This window comes from Aequorivita sublithincola DSM 14238 (genome assembly GCF_000265385.1).
Classification (GTDB): Bacteria; Bacteroidota; Bacteroidia; order Flavobacteriales; family Flavobacteriaceae; genus Aequorivita; species Aequorivita sublithincola.
In genome coordinates this window covers 576890-593786 of record NC_018013.1, presented here as the reverse complement: position 1 = coordinate 593786, position 16897 = coordinate 576890, and the positions used below count along the sequence as shown (strand labels likewise).

14 protein-coding genes are annotated in these 16897 nt (G+C 37.0%); 5 read left to right on the top strand and 9 right to left on the bottom strand.

Annotated elements, in window-relative coordinates; all coding sequences use genetic code 11:
* Positions 1-29 precede the first annotated feature (29 nt).
* From AEQSU_RS02885 to AEQSU_RS02875, 3 genes are all read right to left on the bottom strand, one after another.
* A complete protein-coding gene (locus tag AEQSU_RS02885; RefSeq protein WP_014781358.1) occupies positions 30-215 on the bottom strand; it encodes a hypothetical protein in 186 nt (61 codons plus the stop codon).
* A 122-nt stretch (positions 216-337) separates the two neighbouring features.
* On the bottom strand, positions 338-904 hold the full coding sequence (locus AEQSU_RS02880; RefSeq protein ID WP_014781357.1) for a hypothetical protein: 567 nt from the start codon (positions 902-904) through the stop codon (positions 338-340).
* A 130-nt stretch (positions 905-1034) separates the two neighbouring features.
* Positions 1035-2564 (bottom strand): helicase HerA-like domain-containing protein, encoded by a 1530-nt coding sequence (locus AEQSU_RS02875; protein WP_014781356.1) that lies wholly within the window; start codon positions 2562-2564, stop codon positions 1035-1037.
* A gap of 190 nt (positions 2565-2754) precedes the next feature.
* Here AEQSU_RS02875 and AEQSU_RS02865 point away from each other — a divergent pair, with 190 nt between their 5' ends.
* Positions 2755-3384: a 7-carboxy-7-deazaguanine synthase QueE gene (locus AEQSU_RS02865; RefSeq protein WP_014781355.1), complete on the top strand. Its 630-nt coding sequence runs from the start codon at positions 2755-2757 to the stop codon at positions 3382-3384.
* Between the two features lie 96 nt (positions 3385-3480).
* Here the strand turns inward: AEQSU_RS02865 and AEQSU_RS02860 are convergent, their stop codons facing one another.
* Complete coding sequence (locus tag AEQSU_RS02860; RefSeq protein WP_014781354.1) at positions 3481-4023, bottom strand: DUF2911 domain-containing protein; 543 nt, start codon at positions 4021-4023, stop codon at positions 3481-3483.
* Positions 4024-4326: 303 nt separating this feature from the next.
* Here AEQSU_RS02860 and gyrB point away from each other — a divergent pair, with 303 nt between their 5' ends.
* A complete protein-coding gene (gyrB, locus tag AEQSU_RS02855; protein WP_014781353.1) occupies positions 4327-6267 on the top strand; it encodes a DNA topoisomerase (ATP-hydrolyzing) subunit B in 1941 nt (646 codons plus the stop codon).
* A 198-nt stretch (positions 6268-6465) separates the two neighbouring features.
* The gene (gene mdh, locus AEQSU_RS02850; RefSeq protein WP_014781352.1) at positions 6466-7392 is read left to right on the top strand and encodes a malate dehydrogenase; all 927 of its coding nucleotides are present in this window, start codon (positions 6466-6468) and stop codon (positions 7390-7392) included.
* A gap of 287 nt (positions 7393-7679) precedes the next feature.
* Here the strand turns inward: mdh and AEQSU_RS02845 are convergent, their stop codons facing one another.
* Positions 7680-7895, bottom strand: a complete 216-nt coding sequence (locus AEQSU_RS02845) for a hypothetical protein (protein ID WP_014781351.1) — start codon at positions 7893-7895, stop codon at positions 7680-7682.
* A 126-nt stretch (positions 7896-8021) separates the two neighbouring features.
* A complete protein-coding gene (locus AEQSU_RS02840; protein WP_014781350.1) occupies positions 8022-10574 on the bottom strand; it encodes an adenosylcobalamin-dependent ribonucleoside-diphosphate reductase in 2553 nt (850 codons plus the stop codon).
* A gap of 400 nt (positions 10575-10974) precedes the next feature.
* On the opposite strand from AEQSU_RS02840, the gene AEQSU_RS02835 reads away from it, so the two are divergent.
* Together AEQSU_RS02835 and secDF are read left to right on the top strand one after the other, a co-directional pair.
* Positions 10975-11589, top strand: coding sequence for a hypothetical protein (locus AEQSU_RS02835; RefSeq protein WP_014781349.1), 615 nt, complete (start codon positions 10975-10977; stop codon positions 11587-11589).
* Positions 11590-11783: 194 nt separating this feature from the next.
* The gene (gene secDF / locus AEQSU_RS02830; RefSeq protein ID WP_014781348.1) at positions 11784-14837 is read left to right on the top strand and encodes a protein translocase subunit SecDF; all 3054 of its coding nucleotides are present in this window, start codon (positions 11784-11786) and stop codon (positions 14835-14837) included.
* Positions 14838-14960: 123 nt separating this feature from the next.
* Here the strand turns inward: secDF and AEQSU_RS02825 are convergent, their stop codons facing one another.
* The 3 genes from AEQSU_RS02825 to yidD all read right to left on the bottom strand — a co-directional run bounded on the left by AEQSU_RS02825 (position 14961) and on the right by yidD (position 16892).
* Positions 14961-15455, bottom strand: coding sequence for a DUF192 domain-containing protein (locus tag AEQSU_RS02825; protein ID WP_014781347.1), 495 nt, complete (start codon positions 15453-15455; stop codon positions 14961-14963).
* A 72-nt stretch (positions 15456-15527) separates the two neighbouring features.
* Positions 15528-16457, bottom strand: a complete 930-nt coding sequence (lgt, locus tag AEQSU_RS02820; protein ID WP_014781346.1) for a prolipoprotein diacylglyceryl transferase — start codon at positions 16455-16457, stop codon at positions 15528-15530.
* 183 nt (positions 16458-16640) lie between these two features.
* Positions 16641-16892, bottom strand: a complete 252-nt coding sequence (yidD, locus tag AEQSU_RS02815; protein WP_014781345.1) for a membrane protein insertion efficiency factor YidD — start codon at positions 16890-16892, stop codon at positions 16641-16643.
* Positions 16893-16897 lie beyond the last annotated feature (5 nt).

The following is a 16897-nucleotide window of genomic DNA, read 5'->3' as shown; positions in this document are numbered from 1 at the left end:
GAAAAGCAAAGGGTTTTAAAATTCATTATTTACGTTTGGTCTGTATCTTTTCTGTTTTTAAGAAGACCAATGCCGGCAAAGAAAAATACAATGCCTAATATTATCAATGCCCAAGGGCTCATTCCGACATTCATGCTTCCAAATGCGCCAAGTATTCCCATAACTAAGGCAATACCTCCCGCAATGGTCAAAATAAATCCTAATATCTTTATCATAATTCAATTGTTTTTGATGGTTAATTGGATTAAAATTAAAGGAAAGCATTCACTTGGCAACAAATGTTAACAAAATCTTTGCAGGTAGAAAATTGTTATTGTCTTTAAGAAAGTAATCTTGATTACTTTTCAGCAGATTCCCAACCAATCATAAAATATTTAAAAGTGGCTTCATCAGGAATCTGGCTAGCTTCAACTTTTAAATCCATGTTGTAACGAAGTTCTTCAGGAAGACTTTTTTTGTCGATGGTTAAATAGACATCGGTTTCCTTTAGAAAAACTACAACTGCATTAATCGTGGTTTCAATGTTGGCAATAGTATAATTCGCTTTAACATCTTTCCAAGTACTTGCAGAATTCAATCCTTTTTCGGTTTTATAACGCGAATCAAAAACTTGAATGTTTTTCACTGTTGAATTTGGATCGTTTTCATCATCAGGTGAAAGAAGAAGGAGTTGTTTTCCGCCTTTTTCATAAATTTCTACTTCGCCTTGAGTTTCCAAAGCATTAGGTGAAGAGTTTATTTTTACAATTGAATCCGTCGCAAAGATGGAATCAATCTGCTTTATTTTTATTTGGTTGGTCAAGTTACCGATGGATCCGTTTTTAATCATAAAAGGATCACTATCCTTTCCGCATTGTACAAAAGCAAGTGAAACTATCGTTATTATTAAAAGTGTCTTTTTCATTTTTTTGTTTAAAAGTTGATATGTTTAATGGTTTAAAAGTTTAGTTTTTTTGACTACTGACTACTGACTACTGACTACTGACTACTGACTACTGACTACTGACTACTGACTACTGACTACTGACTACTGACTACTTCATCATCTTCCCCAAAATTCCAAGAACGCTTCGAATTACAGTTGGACTTGAAAGTGTTTTAAGCCAAGGATTTGAAGTGCTTCTACGACTAGATGAACTTCTGCTTGAAGTAGTTTTTCTTGCAGCTTCCTTTTCTTTCTCCGCTTTTTCTTTTACTTCTTCTTTATTGGCAATTTCAATCTTTTCGTTCAACATTTCGTAGGCGCTTTCACGATCTGTTACTTCGTTATACTTCGGAATTAATTTAGAAGTTTTCAATAAACCTTTCAGTTCATCATTCGTTAAAACGTCCATTCGGCTCATTGGAGCGCGTAGCATCGTTCTCGCCAAGGGCGTTGGAATACCTTTTTCGTTCAAAACGCTTACTAAAGCTTCCCCGATTCCTAAAGCAGTTAAAACTTCGTCAGTTTTATAGTAATCTGATAGCGGATAATTTTCAGCAGTTAATTTTATAGCCTTTCTGTCTTTAGCAGTAAATGCACGAAGCGCGTGTTGAATTTTTAAACCCAGTTGGCTCAAAACAGCGTCTGGCACATCCGTTGGGTTTTGGGTTACAAAGTATAGTCCAACACCTTTTGAACGTATCAATTTTACAATACTTTCAATTTGGTTTAGAAGTGCACTGCTGGCTTCGTTGAAAATTAAATGTGCTTCGTCAACAAAAATCACTAATTCCGGTCTTCCGCTATCGCCTTGTTCTGGAAAAGTAGCATAGATTTCCGCCAAAAGACTAAGCATAAAAGTTGAAAAAAGCTTCGGACGATCTTGAATATCTGTCAATCGGAGAATGTTGATATAACCCATTCCGTTTTCGTTTATACGAAGTAGATCTTGTGGGTCAAACGATTTTTCTCCAAAAAATAAATCGGCACCTTGTTGTTCTAATTCTACTACTTTACGAAGAATTGCTCCGGTTGAAGAAGATGAAATGCGGCCATAAGCATCATCAAACTCTTTTTTCCCTTCATCTGTGGAGTATTGCAATATTTTTTTGAAATCCTTTAAATCTAGCAATGGCATTTTGTTGTCATCACAATATTTAAAAATTACGGAAACGATTCCCGATTGCACATCGCTCAAATCTAAAATTCTTGCAAGCAAAACCGGTCCAAACTCACTCACTGTTGCACGAAGACGAACACCTTCTTGGTCTGAAAGCGAAAGTATTTCGGCGGGAAATTTTTTAGCTTCATACGGAAAACCAATGGAGGCGTGGCGTTCCTCAATTTTAGCATTGTTGGTTCCAGGTTCTGCAATTCCGCTAAGGTCGCCTTTTACGTCCATCAATAGCACTGGGATTCCTTTTTCTGAAAGGTTTTCAGCAATAATTTGAAGCGTTTTTGTTTTTCCTGTTCCAGTTGCGCCAGCTATAAGTCCGTGGCGGTTTAAGGTTTTCAACGGAATTTTTACATAAGCATCTTTCACGGTTTCGCCATCCAGCATTGCCGCACCAAGATTTAGGAAGTCGCCTTTAGTAGTATAGCCGTTGTTTATGTAATCGAAAAAAGCCTGCTTGTCTGCCATCTTTTTAAATTTTGTTCAAATGTAATAAATATAAGCACCAAAACTTAAATCCCAAATTCCAAATAAATAACATAATTCAATATTTGAAATTCAAAATTAGATTTGATTGTGGTTCGAAATTTGTTTTTTATTTGGAATTTGGAGCTTGTAATTTGGAATTTTCTTCAGCAATTAAAGTACTTTTGCACCAATGAAAAAAGAAGTTCAAGATTTAGTAAATGCAGGAGTCATGCTTCCGTTGATGGAAGAATTCTACACCATTCAAGGAGAGGGATTCCATAAAGGAACGGCGGCATATTTTATAAGAGTGGGCGGTTGCGATGTGGGCTGCCATTGGTGCGATGTAAAAGAAAGTTGGAATGCAGACCTGCATCCTCCAACTGCAATAGAAAGTATTGTTGAAAATGCAGCAAAATATTCAAAAACCATCGTTATTACAGGTGGCGAACCACTTACTTGGAATATGGATCCGCTAACAGAAATGCTGAAAAGCCAAGGAATGCAGATACATATTGAAACTTCTGGAGCATACAAACTTACTGGAACTTGGGACTGGGTTTGTCTTTCACCCAAAAAGATGAAGCTGCCTACTAAAGAAGTTTATAAAGCAGCAAATGAATTGAAAGTAATCATTTTTAATAAAGATGATTTTCGTTTTGCGGAAGAACAAGCGGCAAAGATTAATGAAAACTGCATTCTATATCTACAGCCCGAATGGAGCAAACGCGATAAAATGGTTCCTTTGATTGTGGATTACGTTATGCAAAATCCGCAATGGAAAGTTTCGTTGCAGACGCATAAATATTTGAATATCCCATAAAATTAAATTCCAAATAAAAAACACCAAATTCCAATCAGGTGACTTTGGAATTTGGTGTTTGAAATTTGTTTTTTGAAATTCCCTTTAAAAAAGTCGTTAGACTTTTTTAAAGGGAATTTCTACATATTCATTATCCCAACCAATCATCAAAACCGTTCCTTTGTCATCTGTTCTAAAGATCATTGAAAGGGACTCAATTGGCGCTGCTGCATCTTTAACAGGAACAGTAATACGCAAAACATCTTTTTCCTTTTTATAGCTATAAGCTCCCCAAACGTTAGTGTCACTGTTTATGATAACTGTCCAGTTATCTTCTTCTGGAATGGTGTAAAGCGTATATGTTCCTGGCTTCAATGTTGTGTTTCCCACTGTCATTGGTACGTAAACATCAAGTTCTGTAGCTTCGTTGGCACCAGTACGCCAAACTTTTCCGTAAGGCACAATATCTCCATAAATAACACGTCCCTTTTTTTGGGGTCTGCTGTAAATAACTCTTGCAAAAGGAGGGCTTTTCTTGTCGGGGCGTGCCATTACAAGATCCATTGGAGAGGCATCCATTTCAGGAAAACTCTGTGCTTGTAGGTTTTGGAGTGAAATTCCGATAGAAACAATAAAGAAAATGAGGAGTGCTTTTTTCATAATAGATATTTTTTAAAAATTTGTATAAAATCCTAAAGATAGGACAACTATTTCAACGAAAAGTTTAATCAAAATTAAATAATTCGATAGAAATAATACCGTAAAACGATTATTAAGTCGAAAATAGTGCGCAACTATTACGCCAAAATCCAAATCATTTTCAAACTGCTCTAAAAGCTTGGTTTTTCCACATAAATTTGTTGATAACTTACGGCTTATAAGTTGCGTAAACCCTTAATTTTATTGGGGATTTGGTTATATTTGTTCGTTACGAAAAAAACTGAAAATCATTCAAATAATTATATGAGCGAAGAACAGAAAAAAGGCAGCTACGGCGCCGACCAGATACAAGCGTTAGAGGGAATGGAACATGTGCGCATGCGCCCATCCATGTACATTGGTGATGTTGGCCCACGTGGTTTACATCATTTGGTTTATGAGGTAGTAGATAACTCAATAGATGAAGCAATGGGTGGCTATTGCGACACTATTGAAATGTGGATAAATGAAGATAACTCCGTAACCGTAAAGGATAACGGTCGTGGTATTCCTGTAGACCTTCACAAAAAAGAAGGCGTTTCTGCATTGCAAGTTGTAATGACTAAAATTGGAGCTGGTGGAAAATTTGATAAAGATTCCTATAAAGTTTCCGGTGGTTTGCACGGGGTTGGTGTTTCTGTAGTGAATGCACTTTCAGGACATTTAACTGCTACTGTTCATCGTGATGGCAAAATTTGGCAACAAGAATACGAACGCGGTAAAGCCTTATATCCTGTAAAACCAATTGGTGAAACAGATTACCGCGGAACTATTGTGACTTTTAAACCAGATGCGGATATATTTCAGCAAACACTAGAGTATAACTACGATACGCTAGCAAGTAGAATGCGCGAGCTTTCATTTTTGAATAGAGGTTTAACTATTTATGTAACCGATAAGCGTCACAAAGATGAAAAAGGCGAAGTCGTAACAGAAAAATTTCACAGTGAAGAAGGTTTAAAAGAGTTTATCCGCTTTTTAGATGGAAACCGAGAGCCGATTATTGCTCAAGTAATTTCAATGGAAGGCGAAAAGAACGACATTCCTGTTGAAGTTGCGATGGTTTATAATACATCATTCAACGAAAATCTGCATTCCTATGTAAATAATATCAACACCCACGAAGGTGGAACCCACCTCGCAGGTTTTCGTGCTGGATTAACGCGTACGTTGAAAAAATATGCGGATGCTTCAGGAATGCTAGACAAGCTTAAGTTTGAAATTGCCGGAGATGATTTCCGTGAAGGATTGACCGCTATTATTTCGGTAAAAGTACAAGAGCCTCAGTTTGAAGGTCAGACTAAAACAAAATTGGGTAACAGAGAGGTAATGGCTGCTGTAAGTCAAGCGGTTTCCGAAATGCTCGAAAATTATTTGGAAGAACATCCAAATGATGCGAAAACCATTGTTCAAAAAGTAATTCTTGCTGCACAAGCACGTCACGCAGCCCGTAAGGCTCGTGAAATGGTGCAACGTAAAACCGTGATGAGCGGTGGCGGGTTACCAGGAAAACTTTCAGATTGTTCTGAGCAAGATCCCGAAAAATGTGAAGTATTCCTAGTGGAGGGAGATTCGGCAGGTGGAACAGCAAAACAAGGTCGCGATCGTAATTTTCAAGCTATTCTTCCTTTAAGAGGTAAAATCCTGAATGTTGAAAAAGCAATGCATCACAAAGTTTTTGAAAACGAAGAAATTCGAAATATTTATACTGCTTTAGGTGTAACCATTGGAACTGAAGAAGATAGTAAAGCCTTAAATCTTACAAAACTGCGCTACCACAAAGTAGTGATTATGTGTGATGCGGATGTGGATGGTAGCCACATTGCCACGTTAATTTTAACTTTCTTTTTCCGTTATATGCGCGAATTAGTTGAAGGAGGGCATATATATATTGCCACGCCACCACTTTACTTGGTGAAAAAAGGCGCTAAAAAAGAATATGCGTGGAGCGATAAAGAGCGTGATAGATTGAATGAGGAGTTTGGTGGAAGTGCTGGAATACAGCGCTACAAAGGTTTAGGTGAAATGAACGCCGAACAACTTTGGGTCACTACAATGAATCCAGAATTCCGTACATTACGCCAAGTAACCATAGATAACGGAACCGAAGCAGATAGAATTTTCTCAATGTTAATGGGCGATGAGGTACCACCAAGACGTGAATTTATCGAGAAGAATGCTATTTATGCGAATATTGATGTGTAAACAATGTCAATAATTTTGAAAAGCCCATTTCTGAGATATTCTGAAATGGGCTTTTTAGTTTTTAACCCTTTATTATCATTATTTTAAGTAGATATTGGTACTTTTGCACTGCGTTTCAGAATCGTTCTGGAATCCTGAAAAAAATCACTCCGATTTTCTTCGGAATAACAATAAATCACAAACAATAAACATAAAAACATGAAAGTAACAGTTGTAGGAGCAGGTGCTGTTGGCGCAAGTTGTGCTGAGTACATTGCCATCAAAAATTTTGCAAGCGAAGTAGTTTTGTTAGACATTAAAGAAGGTTTTGCTGAAGGTAAGGCTATGGATTTAATGCAAACAGCTTCATTAAACGGTTTCGACACTAAAATAAACGGTGTTACAAACGATTATTCTAAAACAGCAGGTAGCGATATTTGCGTAATCACAAGCGGAATTCCACGTAAACCAGGAATGACACGTGAAGAATTGATCGGTATAAACGCTGGAATCGTGAAGGATGTTTCTTCAAACCTTGTAAAACATTCTCCTAAAACTATTATAATCGTAGTGAGCAACCCGATGGATACAATGGCCTATTTGGTTCATAAAACATCAGGTTTAGATAAAAGTAAAATCATTGGAATGGGTGGAGCTTTAGATAGCGCTCGTTTCAAATATCGTTTGGCAGAAGCTTTGGGCGCACCAATTAGCGATGTGGACGGAATGGTAATTGGCGGTCACAGTGATACTGGAATGGTACCATTAACACGTTTGGCAACAAGAAATAGTGTTCCTGTAAGTAAATTTATTTCTGAAGAAAGAATGGATCAAGTAATGGAAGACACCAAAGTTGGTGGAGCTACACTTACTAAATTATTAGGAACTTCAGCTTGGTATGCTCCAGGAGCAGCAGTTTCTGGACTGGTACAGGCAATTGCTTGCGACCAAAAGAAAATGTTTCCTTGCTCCGTAATGCTTGATGGCGAATACGGTTTGAAAGATATTTGTATCGGTGCTCCAGTTATTTTAGGAAGAAACGGTATCGAAAAAATCGTTGAACTAGAATTAAACGATGCCGAAAAAGCACACATGAAAGAAAGTGCTGAAGGGGTTCGTAAGACTAATGATTTGTTAGAGCTTTAATAAAGATTTATATTAAATAAAAAAAGCCAGCGTCTGCTGGCTTTTTTTATTTCTCTATTCTTATCTCAAAATTAATTTTACTCAATGCATATTCTGCCATCAATTCTTTGTATCTCACCATTAAAACTTAAGGTTGATTTGTAATAGAAACATTTTCCTTCAATCTTAATCAGTTCAGTCAATATACCATTATTGTCGTTTACAAATTGATGAAATTCAGAAAGATTTTTCTTTGTTTCGTCATATTTCAACCTGTAAGTGCAATCATCTATCCATTCAATTACTTCCTATGAAGTTTTGTCAAAATCTTCACCTAATTTATTTTCTGGATCTTGAACAATTTCGATTTGTTTATTCCCTTCTCTAATAATTTTGAAATCAATTGGTATTTCATTATCAGCAGGCACATAAAATGTACCATTCTTAAAGTCTAAGCAAGTCAATTCCTGCGAAAAGCTTCCAAGGCTAAGTAATAAAAACATTATTAGAAATCTGTTTTTCATAAATTCAATTTAACAGTAAAAACTCATTTTAAATTAATTAGAACTTTCAGGTTTTCAAAATCTGAAAGGTCTTCTTTATGAAAATCTCAAAGCAAAGCGTGCTTACGTCTCACCTTTCACATCTAATTACCCGCACTTAGAAGACCCACAATCCTTGCAAGTCAAGCAACCTTCTTGGTAAATTAGCGACGTACTATTACAGTTTTCACATTTCTGTTTTCTAGCTTCAGTTCCATCTGCAACGTAACGTTTCAAAGCACGAGCAACGCCGTTTTTCCAAGTATTGATGCTTTCGGTGTCTAATTGAAGACTGTTGATCAATTCCACAGCTTTTTCAATAGGCATTCCGTGGCGAAGGGTGCTGGAAATCAATTTTGCGTAGTTCCAAAATTCTGGGTTGAATTTGTGCGAAAGCCCTTCAATAGTGGTTTTGTAGCCTCTTTTGTTTTTATACTGAAAATCGTAACGTGAAGTTCCGTCGTCATTTCGGTTTTTAATTATTAAGCCTTCATTTACCCAACGTGGAATCAAAATTCCATCTTCGTCATCGGCAAAACCTGTGAATATTTCATAAGGTTTACCATCAATAAGACCGATGAAAGCAATCCATTTGTCTTTGCTATTTTGAAAACGAACTACGTCTGCTTCCAAAATTTCTGGACGTTTTGTAGGAAAAGCTGTAAGGGTAGTTTCTTGATCTTCTTCCTTTTCTTCATTCGAAATTAAAACGCCAGAACGCGAGCCATCGCGATAAACGGTAACACCTTTACAACCTGCTTGCCAAGCTTCCAAATATAGTTTACCAACCAAATCTTCGGTAGCATCCTTGGGTAAATTGATCGTTACGGAAATAGAATGATCCACCCATTTTTGCACTGCACCCTGCATTCGCACTTTGCTCAACCAATCCACATCGTTTGAAGTTGCTTTATGATAAGGCGATTTCTTCACAATTTTATTCAATTCTTCTTGACTGTAATTTTTGTCTGTGTCGAAGCCGTTTACTTCCATCCATTGTTTGAAACGGTGGTGGAAAACCACGTATTCTTCCCAGCTATCACCAACTTCATCCACAAAATCAATGCGAACGTTTTGGTCGTTCGGGTTTACTTTTCTTCTTCGCTTGTAAACAGGCATAAATACTGGCTCAATTCCAGAGGAAGTTTGTGTCATCAAGCTGGTAGTTCCCGTTGGGGCAATGGTTAGCAACGCAATATTTCTTCGGCCAAATTCTAGCATATCATAATACAGCTTTTCATCTGCATCTTTTAGACGAAGAATAAATGGATTGTTTTTCTCCCTTTCGCTATCAAAAATTTTGAAAGGACCTCTTTCCTTTGCTGCATAAACGGAAGCGCGATAGGCTTCAATAGCAAGCATTTTGTGAATTTCAACTGAAAAATCAGTTCCTTCTTTGCTGCCGTATTTAATACCCAAAGCTGCAAGCATATCACCTTCAGCGGTGATTCCTATTCCAGTTCTTCGGCCTTCTTCGGCTTTTGTTTGAATATTTTTCCAAAGATTTCTTTCCACAGCTTTTATTTCATCAGCTTGCGGATCGGCGTCTATTTTGGCAAGGATACCATCAACTTTTTCAAGTTCAAGATCGATGATATCGTCCATAATTCGTTGGGCGATAGCAATGTGTTTTTTGAAAAGTTTAAAATTGAAAGCAGCTTTTTTAGTGAAAGGTTCTTCAACATAAGAGAATAAATTTATCGCCAACAAACGACAGGAATCGTAAGGGCAAAGCGGAATTTCACCACACGGATTGGTAGAAACCGTTTTGTAACCCAGGTCTGCGTAACAATCTGGAACCGACTCCTTAATAATAGTATCCCAAAAAAGAATTCCAGGCTCGGCAGATTTCCAAGCGTTGTGAACTATTTTTTTCCAAAGTTTTTCAGCTTCAATTTCCTTGGTATTTTTTGGGTTTTCACTAAAAATCGGGTATTTCTGAGTATAGTTTTTTCCGTCTTTTACGGCTTGCATAAAAGCATCATCCATACGCACCGAAACGTTTGCGCCAGTAACTTTGCCTTGTTCCATTTTGGCATCGATAAAATCTTCAGAATCTGGGTGGTTAATCGAAACTGAAAGCATCAAAGCTCCTCGACGGCCGTCCTGCGCCACTTCACGAGTAGAGTTTGAATAACGCTCCATAAAAGGAACTATGCCAGTTGAGGTTAAAGCCGAATTTTTAACTGGGGAACCCTTTGGACGAATGTGTGAAAGATCGTGACCCACGCCGCCGCGACGTTTCATTAATTGAACCTGTTCTTGATCTATTTTCATAATTCCTCCATAAGAATCGGAATCACCTTCGTTGCCAATTACGAAGCAATTGGAAAGTGAAGCAATTTGGTACGGATTGCCGATTCCCGCCATCGGGCTGCCTTGGGGCACGATGTATTTAAAATCTTTAATGACTTCAAAAACCTCGTCCTCCGTCATTGGGTTTGCATAACGCTGTTCCACACGTGCAATTTCTTTTGCAATTCGTCGGTGCATTTGGTCTGGTGTTTTCTCGTAAATATTGCCTTCAGAATCTTTCAGCGCATACTTATTTACCCAAACACGGGCAGCAAGATCATCGCCTTTAAAATATGCTACAGAAGCTTCAAAAGCTTCATCCTGAGTGTAGGTTTGTGCAGAGGGAACGATGGTTTTTACAGACATATTTTGGGCTATTTTATTGTTTTGGAATCTAAATTTTAAAGTAGGTAAATATAGCGAAATAGTCAGGTCGATTCAAATCTTAAAAATGAAAGTTGTCAAGAATTGATTGTTAATATATTGTTGTTCAGCGGTATAAATATTTATTAACAGTAAAAGTTAACAAATTTTGAAAATTTATCTAGTTGCTTACTTTTTATAATAGTAGTATAGGCCGCCTTTACTTTGAGTTGAAAACTAACGGATTTTTCCACTAACTAAAGCGCTGAGGTTATTCAAAATGAAAATATACGATTGAATTTCTTTCATAAAATTTATGTGGGTTGTTATAAATTGTTTTGTCTAAGTCTTATGTATTAAAGTCCTAAGTCTTTTTTTAAACTTATTTCTCTATATTTGGCGCGTGAACTGGAAATGGTATTTACCTATATTACTAATAGCCCTTGCTTTTTTTGGAGTAAGTTTGGAGCAATCAACGCTTCCTAATCAGGAGATTGTTGTTCAATTTGATGCTAGTTCTGTAAGTACAGACGAGGCTCAGCTCGCCGTTGCTGAAATTACAAATCAGTTAAAAGCTATTGGGGTTGCTGATGTTCGAGTATCTGAACTGCAAGATGGAAAGCTAAAAGTTACCTATTACAGCACGATTGATGTTTCGATAATAAAGAATCTGTTTCATAAACAAGACAATCTTCAACTTGGCGATACGGCTTTTAATGACAAGGAAGATTCTTCAAAAATTCCTTTTAGTAAAGATTCCTACACCTATAAATTAGATGTAATTAAAATCCAAAAGGATTATGGTTCTAATATTGGCTTGCAGGGCTTGCCAGTTGTGGTAAAATCTGCGAAGGACAATTATTTAAAGCCGATTTTATCTCTTAGTTCTACAAAAATTGATTTCAAATTAAAATTATTTTCAGAAAATGTTGCGTTCAAAAACTATCGTAAGGTTTCGTTTTTAATAGATATTACTTCATATAAAATTCCAGAAGTACGAGCTGGCCCTTTGACTTAAAGATATTCTTCATATTATTTTAGGTGAAATGATTCAAAATAAAATTGACCATTTTTCACTTTCGAATAGGAGCTTCCGTTTTTTAAAATTCCGAAGCAATCAAATTTAAATTTTTAATAACCACGATAATTGTCAGATATAACAGCAAATCATATATTTGCGCGTTTTAAAAAATCTGACCAAAAAACATAATCATGCAAAACAAAGGATTAATTACCGTATTTGCCGTCCTCTTTGGATTGGTAAGTATTTATCAGCTCTCATTCACATACATTGCAAATAATGTGGAAGACAGCGCTAAGGAATTTGCGAACAACAAATTTACTGCAGATCAGCCACACGAACGTGATAGCGCAGAAGCGCGTTACCTAGATTCTGTAGGTGCTCAACCAATTTTCTTAGGGATAGATTATAATACCGCCAAAGAAAAGGAACTTAATAAAGGTCTTGACCTTGAAGGTGGTATAAACGTAATTCTTGAAGTGTCTGTAAAAGATATTTTGAAAGGATTGGCAAATAACACCAAAGATGCTGCCTTCAACCAAGCGTTGGAAAATGCTGCGGATCTACAAAAAGAAAGTCAGGATACCTATTTAGAGTCTTTCTTTAAGGCTTTTGAAGCGCTTCCAGGTGAAAACAATCTTGCTTCTCCAGATATTTTCTTCAACAAAAACCTTGAAGATGTTATTAATGTTGGAATGACCAATGCACAGGTAAAACCAGTTATTGAGAAGAAAATTGATGAATCTATCACTTCCGCTTTTGAAGTATTGCGTAAGCGTATTGACAAATTTGGGGTTACACAACCTAACATTCAGCGTTTAGGAAAATCTGCAAGAATACTTGTAGAGCTTCCAGGAGCTAAAGATGTGGCCAGGGTTCGGAAACTGCTTCAAAGTACAGCTCAGCTTGAATTCTGGGATGTTTATAAATTTGAAGACATGGCAGGTTTCTTACAAGCTGCTGATGCAAAAGCTGGTGAAATTGCAATGGCAAAAACATCAACTGAAACAGAAACTACAAAAGTTGCAGACACTTCACAAACTGTTGTTGATTCAACAAAAACAGAGGAAGACGATGTAAGTAAACTATTAGGTGGTCAGGATGTGAAAGATTCACTTGCTGATAATGGTAAAGCCAATCCAATACTTTCAAAAATGGTTACTTTAGGAAGCCAAGGAAGTCCTGTGATAGCTGTTTTTAGATTGAAAGATACTTCCGTAGTTAATGGTTACTTGCGCAATCCGCAAATAAAATCATTGTTGTCAAATGAATTGCGTTACGCCAAATTTGTTTGGGGCTTACCAGAAGCCAACCTTCAATTGAATGGTGAAGAAACTACAGCGCTTTATGCTTTAAAAGGAAACAGAGACAACGTTCCACCACTTGGAGGAAGCGTAGTTGTAGGTGCAGATCAGGAATATGACAATTTAAGTCGTGTAGTTGTTTCTATGCAAATGAACGGTCAAGGTGCGAAAGTTTGGGAACAAATGACGGGTAATGCATATCAAAACCAAAGCCAGATAGCTATTGTTCTAGATGATATTGTTTACTCTGCACCAGGTGTAACTTCTGGTCCAATTTCTGGAGGTCGTAGCCAGATTTCTGGAAACTTTACTGTACCACAAGGGCAGGATTTAGCAAACGTATTGCGTGCAGGTAAGCTGCCAGCTTCTGCTGAAATTATTCAAGGAGAAGTTGTTGGGCCAACATTGGGTCAAGAAGCTATTAATAGTGGTGTAATGTCTTTCGTTATTGCGCTTTTCATCGTGCTTTTATGGATGATTGGTTACTACGGAAAAGCGGGTGCTTTTGCTGATATTGCTTTGATGGTAAACATTCTGTTTATCTTCGGAATATTAGCTGGACTAGGTGCTGTACTTACATTGCCTGGTATTGCCGGTATTGTATTAACGGTAGGTATGTCTGTGGATGCGAACGTACTTATCTTTGAAAGGATTAAAGAAGAACTTGCAAAAGGCAAGGCGCAGAAAGATGCTATTAAAGATGGTTTTAACAATGCGTTGTCTTCTATTCTTGATGCTAACATTACAACTGGTCTTACAGGTTTGATTCTTTTGGTTTTCGGAACTGGTCCTATTCAAGGTTTTGCTACTACCTTATTAATAGGTATCGCAACTTCATTGTTTACTGCAATTTTCATTACAAGATTGTTTATAGACAGTTATACTAAAAACGGTAAGCCACTTCCTTGTTCTACGTCTGTTACTAAAGATCTTTTCAAAAACGTAAATATTCAGTTCTTGAAAAAACGTAAAGCAGCTTATATTCTTTCAGCGATAATGATTTTGGTAAGTGTTACTTCATTGTTTACACTAGGTCTAAACCAAGGGGTTGACTTTGTGGGTGGACGAACTTATACCGTTCGTTTTGCGAAAGATGTTAATTCTCAGGAAATTCAGAATGACCTTATAAAAACCTTTGGAAGTGCCGAAGCGAAAACCTACGGTGGTGACAATCAGTTAAAGATTACAACCAAATACAAAGTAGATGAAACCGGAACTGATGTTGATGAGGAAATAGAGCATATGCTTTTTGAAACAGTTAAAAAGGAAATGCCAGCAGATATGACTTACGACCAGTTTATTGGTGACCAAACCGGTAAAACCATCGGTAGAATGGAATACTACAAAGTGAGTCCAACAATTGCAGATGATATTAAGAAAGACTCATTCTGGGCTGTATTTGGATCGCTAGTGGTAGTTTTCCTTTATATCTTGTTGCGTTTCAGAAGATGGCAATTTGGTTTGGGTGCCGTTGCGGCAATTTTCCACGATGTGGTTATTGTTCTTGGTGTGTTCTCATTAACTTACAGGTTTATGCCTTTCAGCATGGAGATTGACCAAGCGTTTATCGCGGCAATCCTGACAGTGGTTGGTTATTCCTTGAATGATACCGTTATTGTGTTTGACCGTATTCGTGAGTACTTTAATGAACATTCCGCTTGGAAAATGAATAGAGTGATAGATGTAGCACTGAACAGTACGCTTGGAAGAACGTTGAACACTTCATTTACAACACTTATCGTGTTGTTGTGTATGTTCTTCTTCGGAGCAGAATCTATTAGAGGGCTGTTGTTTGCAATTATAGTAGGTATTTTTGTAGGTACTTATTCATCATTGTTCATAGCAACACCATTGATGTATGACACAATTAAACGTAAGAAAATCGAAGATTTAATCGGTAAAAAAGAAGAAGACGAAGCTGCTGCAGCTTTGGAAGCATAAGCGCTTTCTTCATATAAATAATAAAGCCCTTTCCGTTTTGGAAAGGGCTTTATGTTTTAAATATATTTTTAAATTGTTGGCGTGCGATTCATCGCGCGCCTATTGTTTTATGTGATTAGCAATTCAATATTTAGTAAACTTAATTCTATCGCCTTTCCCAAGTTTCCATCTGTCGGAAAGTCCAGCGTTTACTTCTAAAACGTATTGTGAAGCGGCTTCGGAAGGAAGTGAAGTTTCATCAAAAGACTTTGCGTTTTTCTGGATACTTACTATTTCTTTTTTAGCATTGAAATAAATGATATCTAAAGGAATTTCAGTATTCTTCATATAAAATGAACGTGGTAGTGAATCATCAAAAATGAAAAGCATTCCTTGGTTTCCGTCCATTGAATGACGATACATCAATCCAGTTTGAGTTGAGTATTCATCATCAGCTATTTCAATGTCTAGAGTTGCAATTATTGAATCATTTTCAGCCTTCAATAAAGAAAGTTCTCCTTCTTTAGTGAAAGTTATTTCTTTGGTAAGACTTTTACTTTCAGCTTTTGGCGTGTCTTTACAATTATAGAGTGAGAAAAGAGAAGCTGCGATTGCAGCGGAAATAAATATTTTTTTCATTCTTGAAAATTTTTTACTACGAATTCACCAATGTTTTTCTATTGGCATTCGTGAATTCGTGACGATGTTTTTTTATTCGGTAATCGGTTTTTTTGAAGCTTTCCACATTATGTAGATTCCAGCGATTATAAAAGGAATACTCAACCATTGTCCCGTGGAAAGTAAACCAAGCGCAGATTCAAAACCACCTTGACTTTCTTTTACAAATTCCACAACAAAGCGAACGGTAAAAAGTAGGATTAAGAATACTCCGAAAATATACCCAATCTGTTTTCTGCGTTCGGTTTTCCAGTATAAATACCAGCACACTAAAAACACAATCACATAACCAGCCGCTTCATAAAGCTGTGCTGCATGCCGAAAAGGAACAGAATTCAGTAATTCTAGAAATTGCGGATTGTGAACGATTGCATCATAAGCTTTGCTAGGTTCTTTAATTCCCGTTGCTGCTACGGCTTCTTGCTTTCGGATGCCTTCGTGAACAAAACGTACACCAAGTGGAAAGTCTCCTGAAGGTTTGCCGATGATTTCAGAATTAAGAAAATTCCCTATTCTAACGAAAATTCCACCAGCAGCTACGGCAATAACAATACGGTCCATTACCCAGAAAAAAGGTTTTTTAATTACGTTTTTACTATAATAGAGCATTGCCAAAACATAAGCAATTGCCGCTCCGTGGCTGGCCAAACCTTGGAAACCTGTAAATTCAAAGTTGGGAACTGTTTGTATTGGCAGAAAAACCGAAAGTGGATCTTCCACAAATAATTCGGGTTGATAAAAAATAACGTGGCCCAATCGCGCCCCAAGCAAAGTGGCAACAACCATATATATAAAAAGACTATCAAGTTTTTCCTGTGGAATCCCTTCTCTGTCAAAAATCTTTTTAGTCAAAATCCAACCCAGCGTAAATGCCACAACGAACATCAAACTGTAATAACGAATCATAAAAAAGCCAAGGTCAATCCCTTCCGAAGGGTTCCAAGTAATAGTTAAATAGTGCATAGTGGAGGTTTTATTGCGCCGCGTAAAGATAACAAAAGCGGAAAAGTATTGCGGAACATATATTTAATTCTTTATTAAATGAATGACATAGGACGATAAGGCTTAAATGGTAGGACTAAAATCATAATTTTATACATTCTTTAGTATTAATTCTACTTCAAAATGTTACAAATAATTTCAAAATTAATTGTTAGTTTTTTTTGGAGGAACGGGGTCGTAGCCAGAGCCACCCCAAGGATTACAAGTAGCTATTCGTTTTGCCACAAGCCAGCCGCCTTTCAACAAACCGTGTGTTTGCAATGCTTCCACGGCATAATGTGAGCAAGTTGGTGTATATCTGCAACTGGAAGGTAATAATGGTGAAATAAAAGTTTGGTATCCCCGAATCAACAGTACAAATGGATAGACAATGATCTTTTTCAACTCATAACTCATAACTC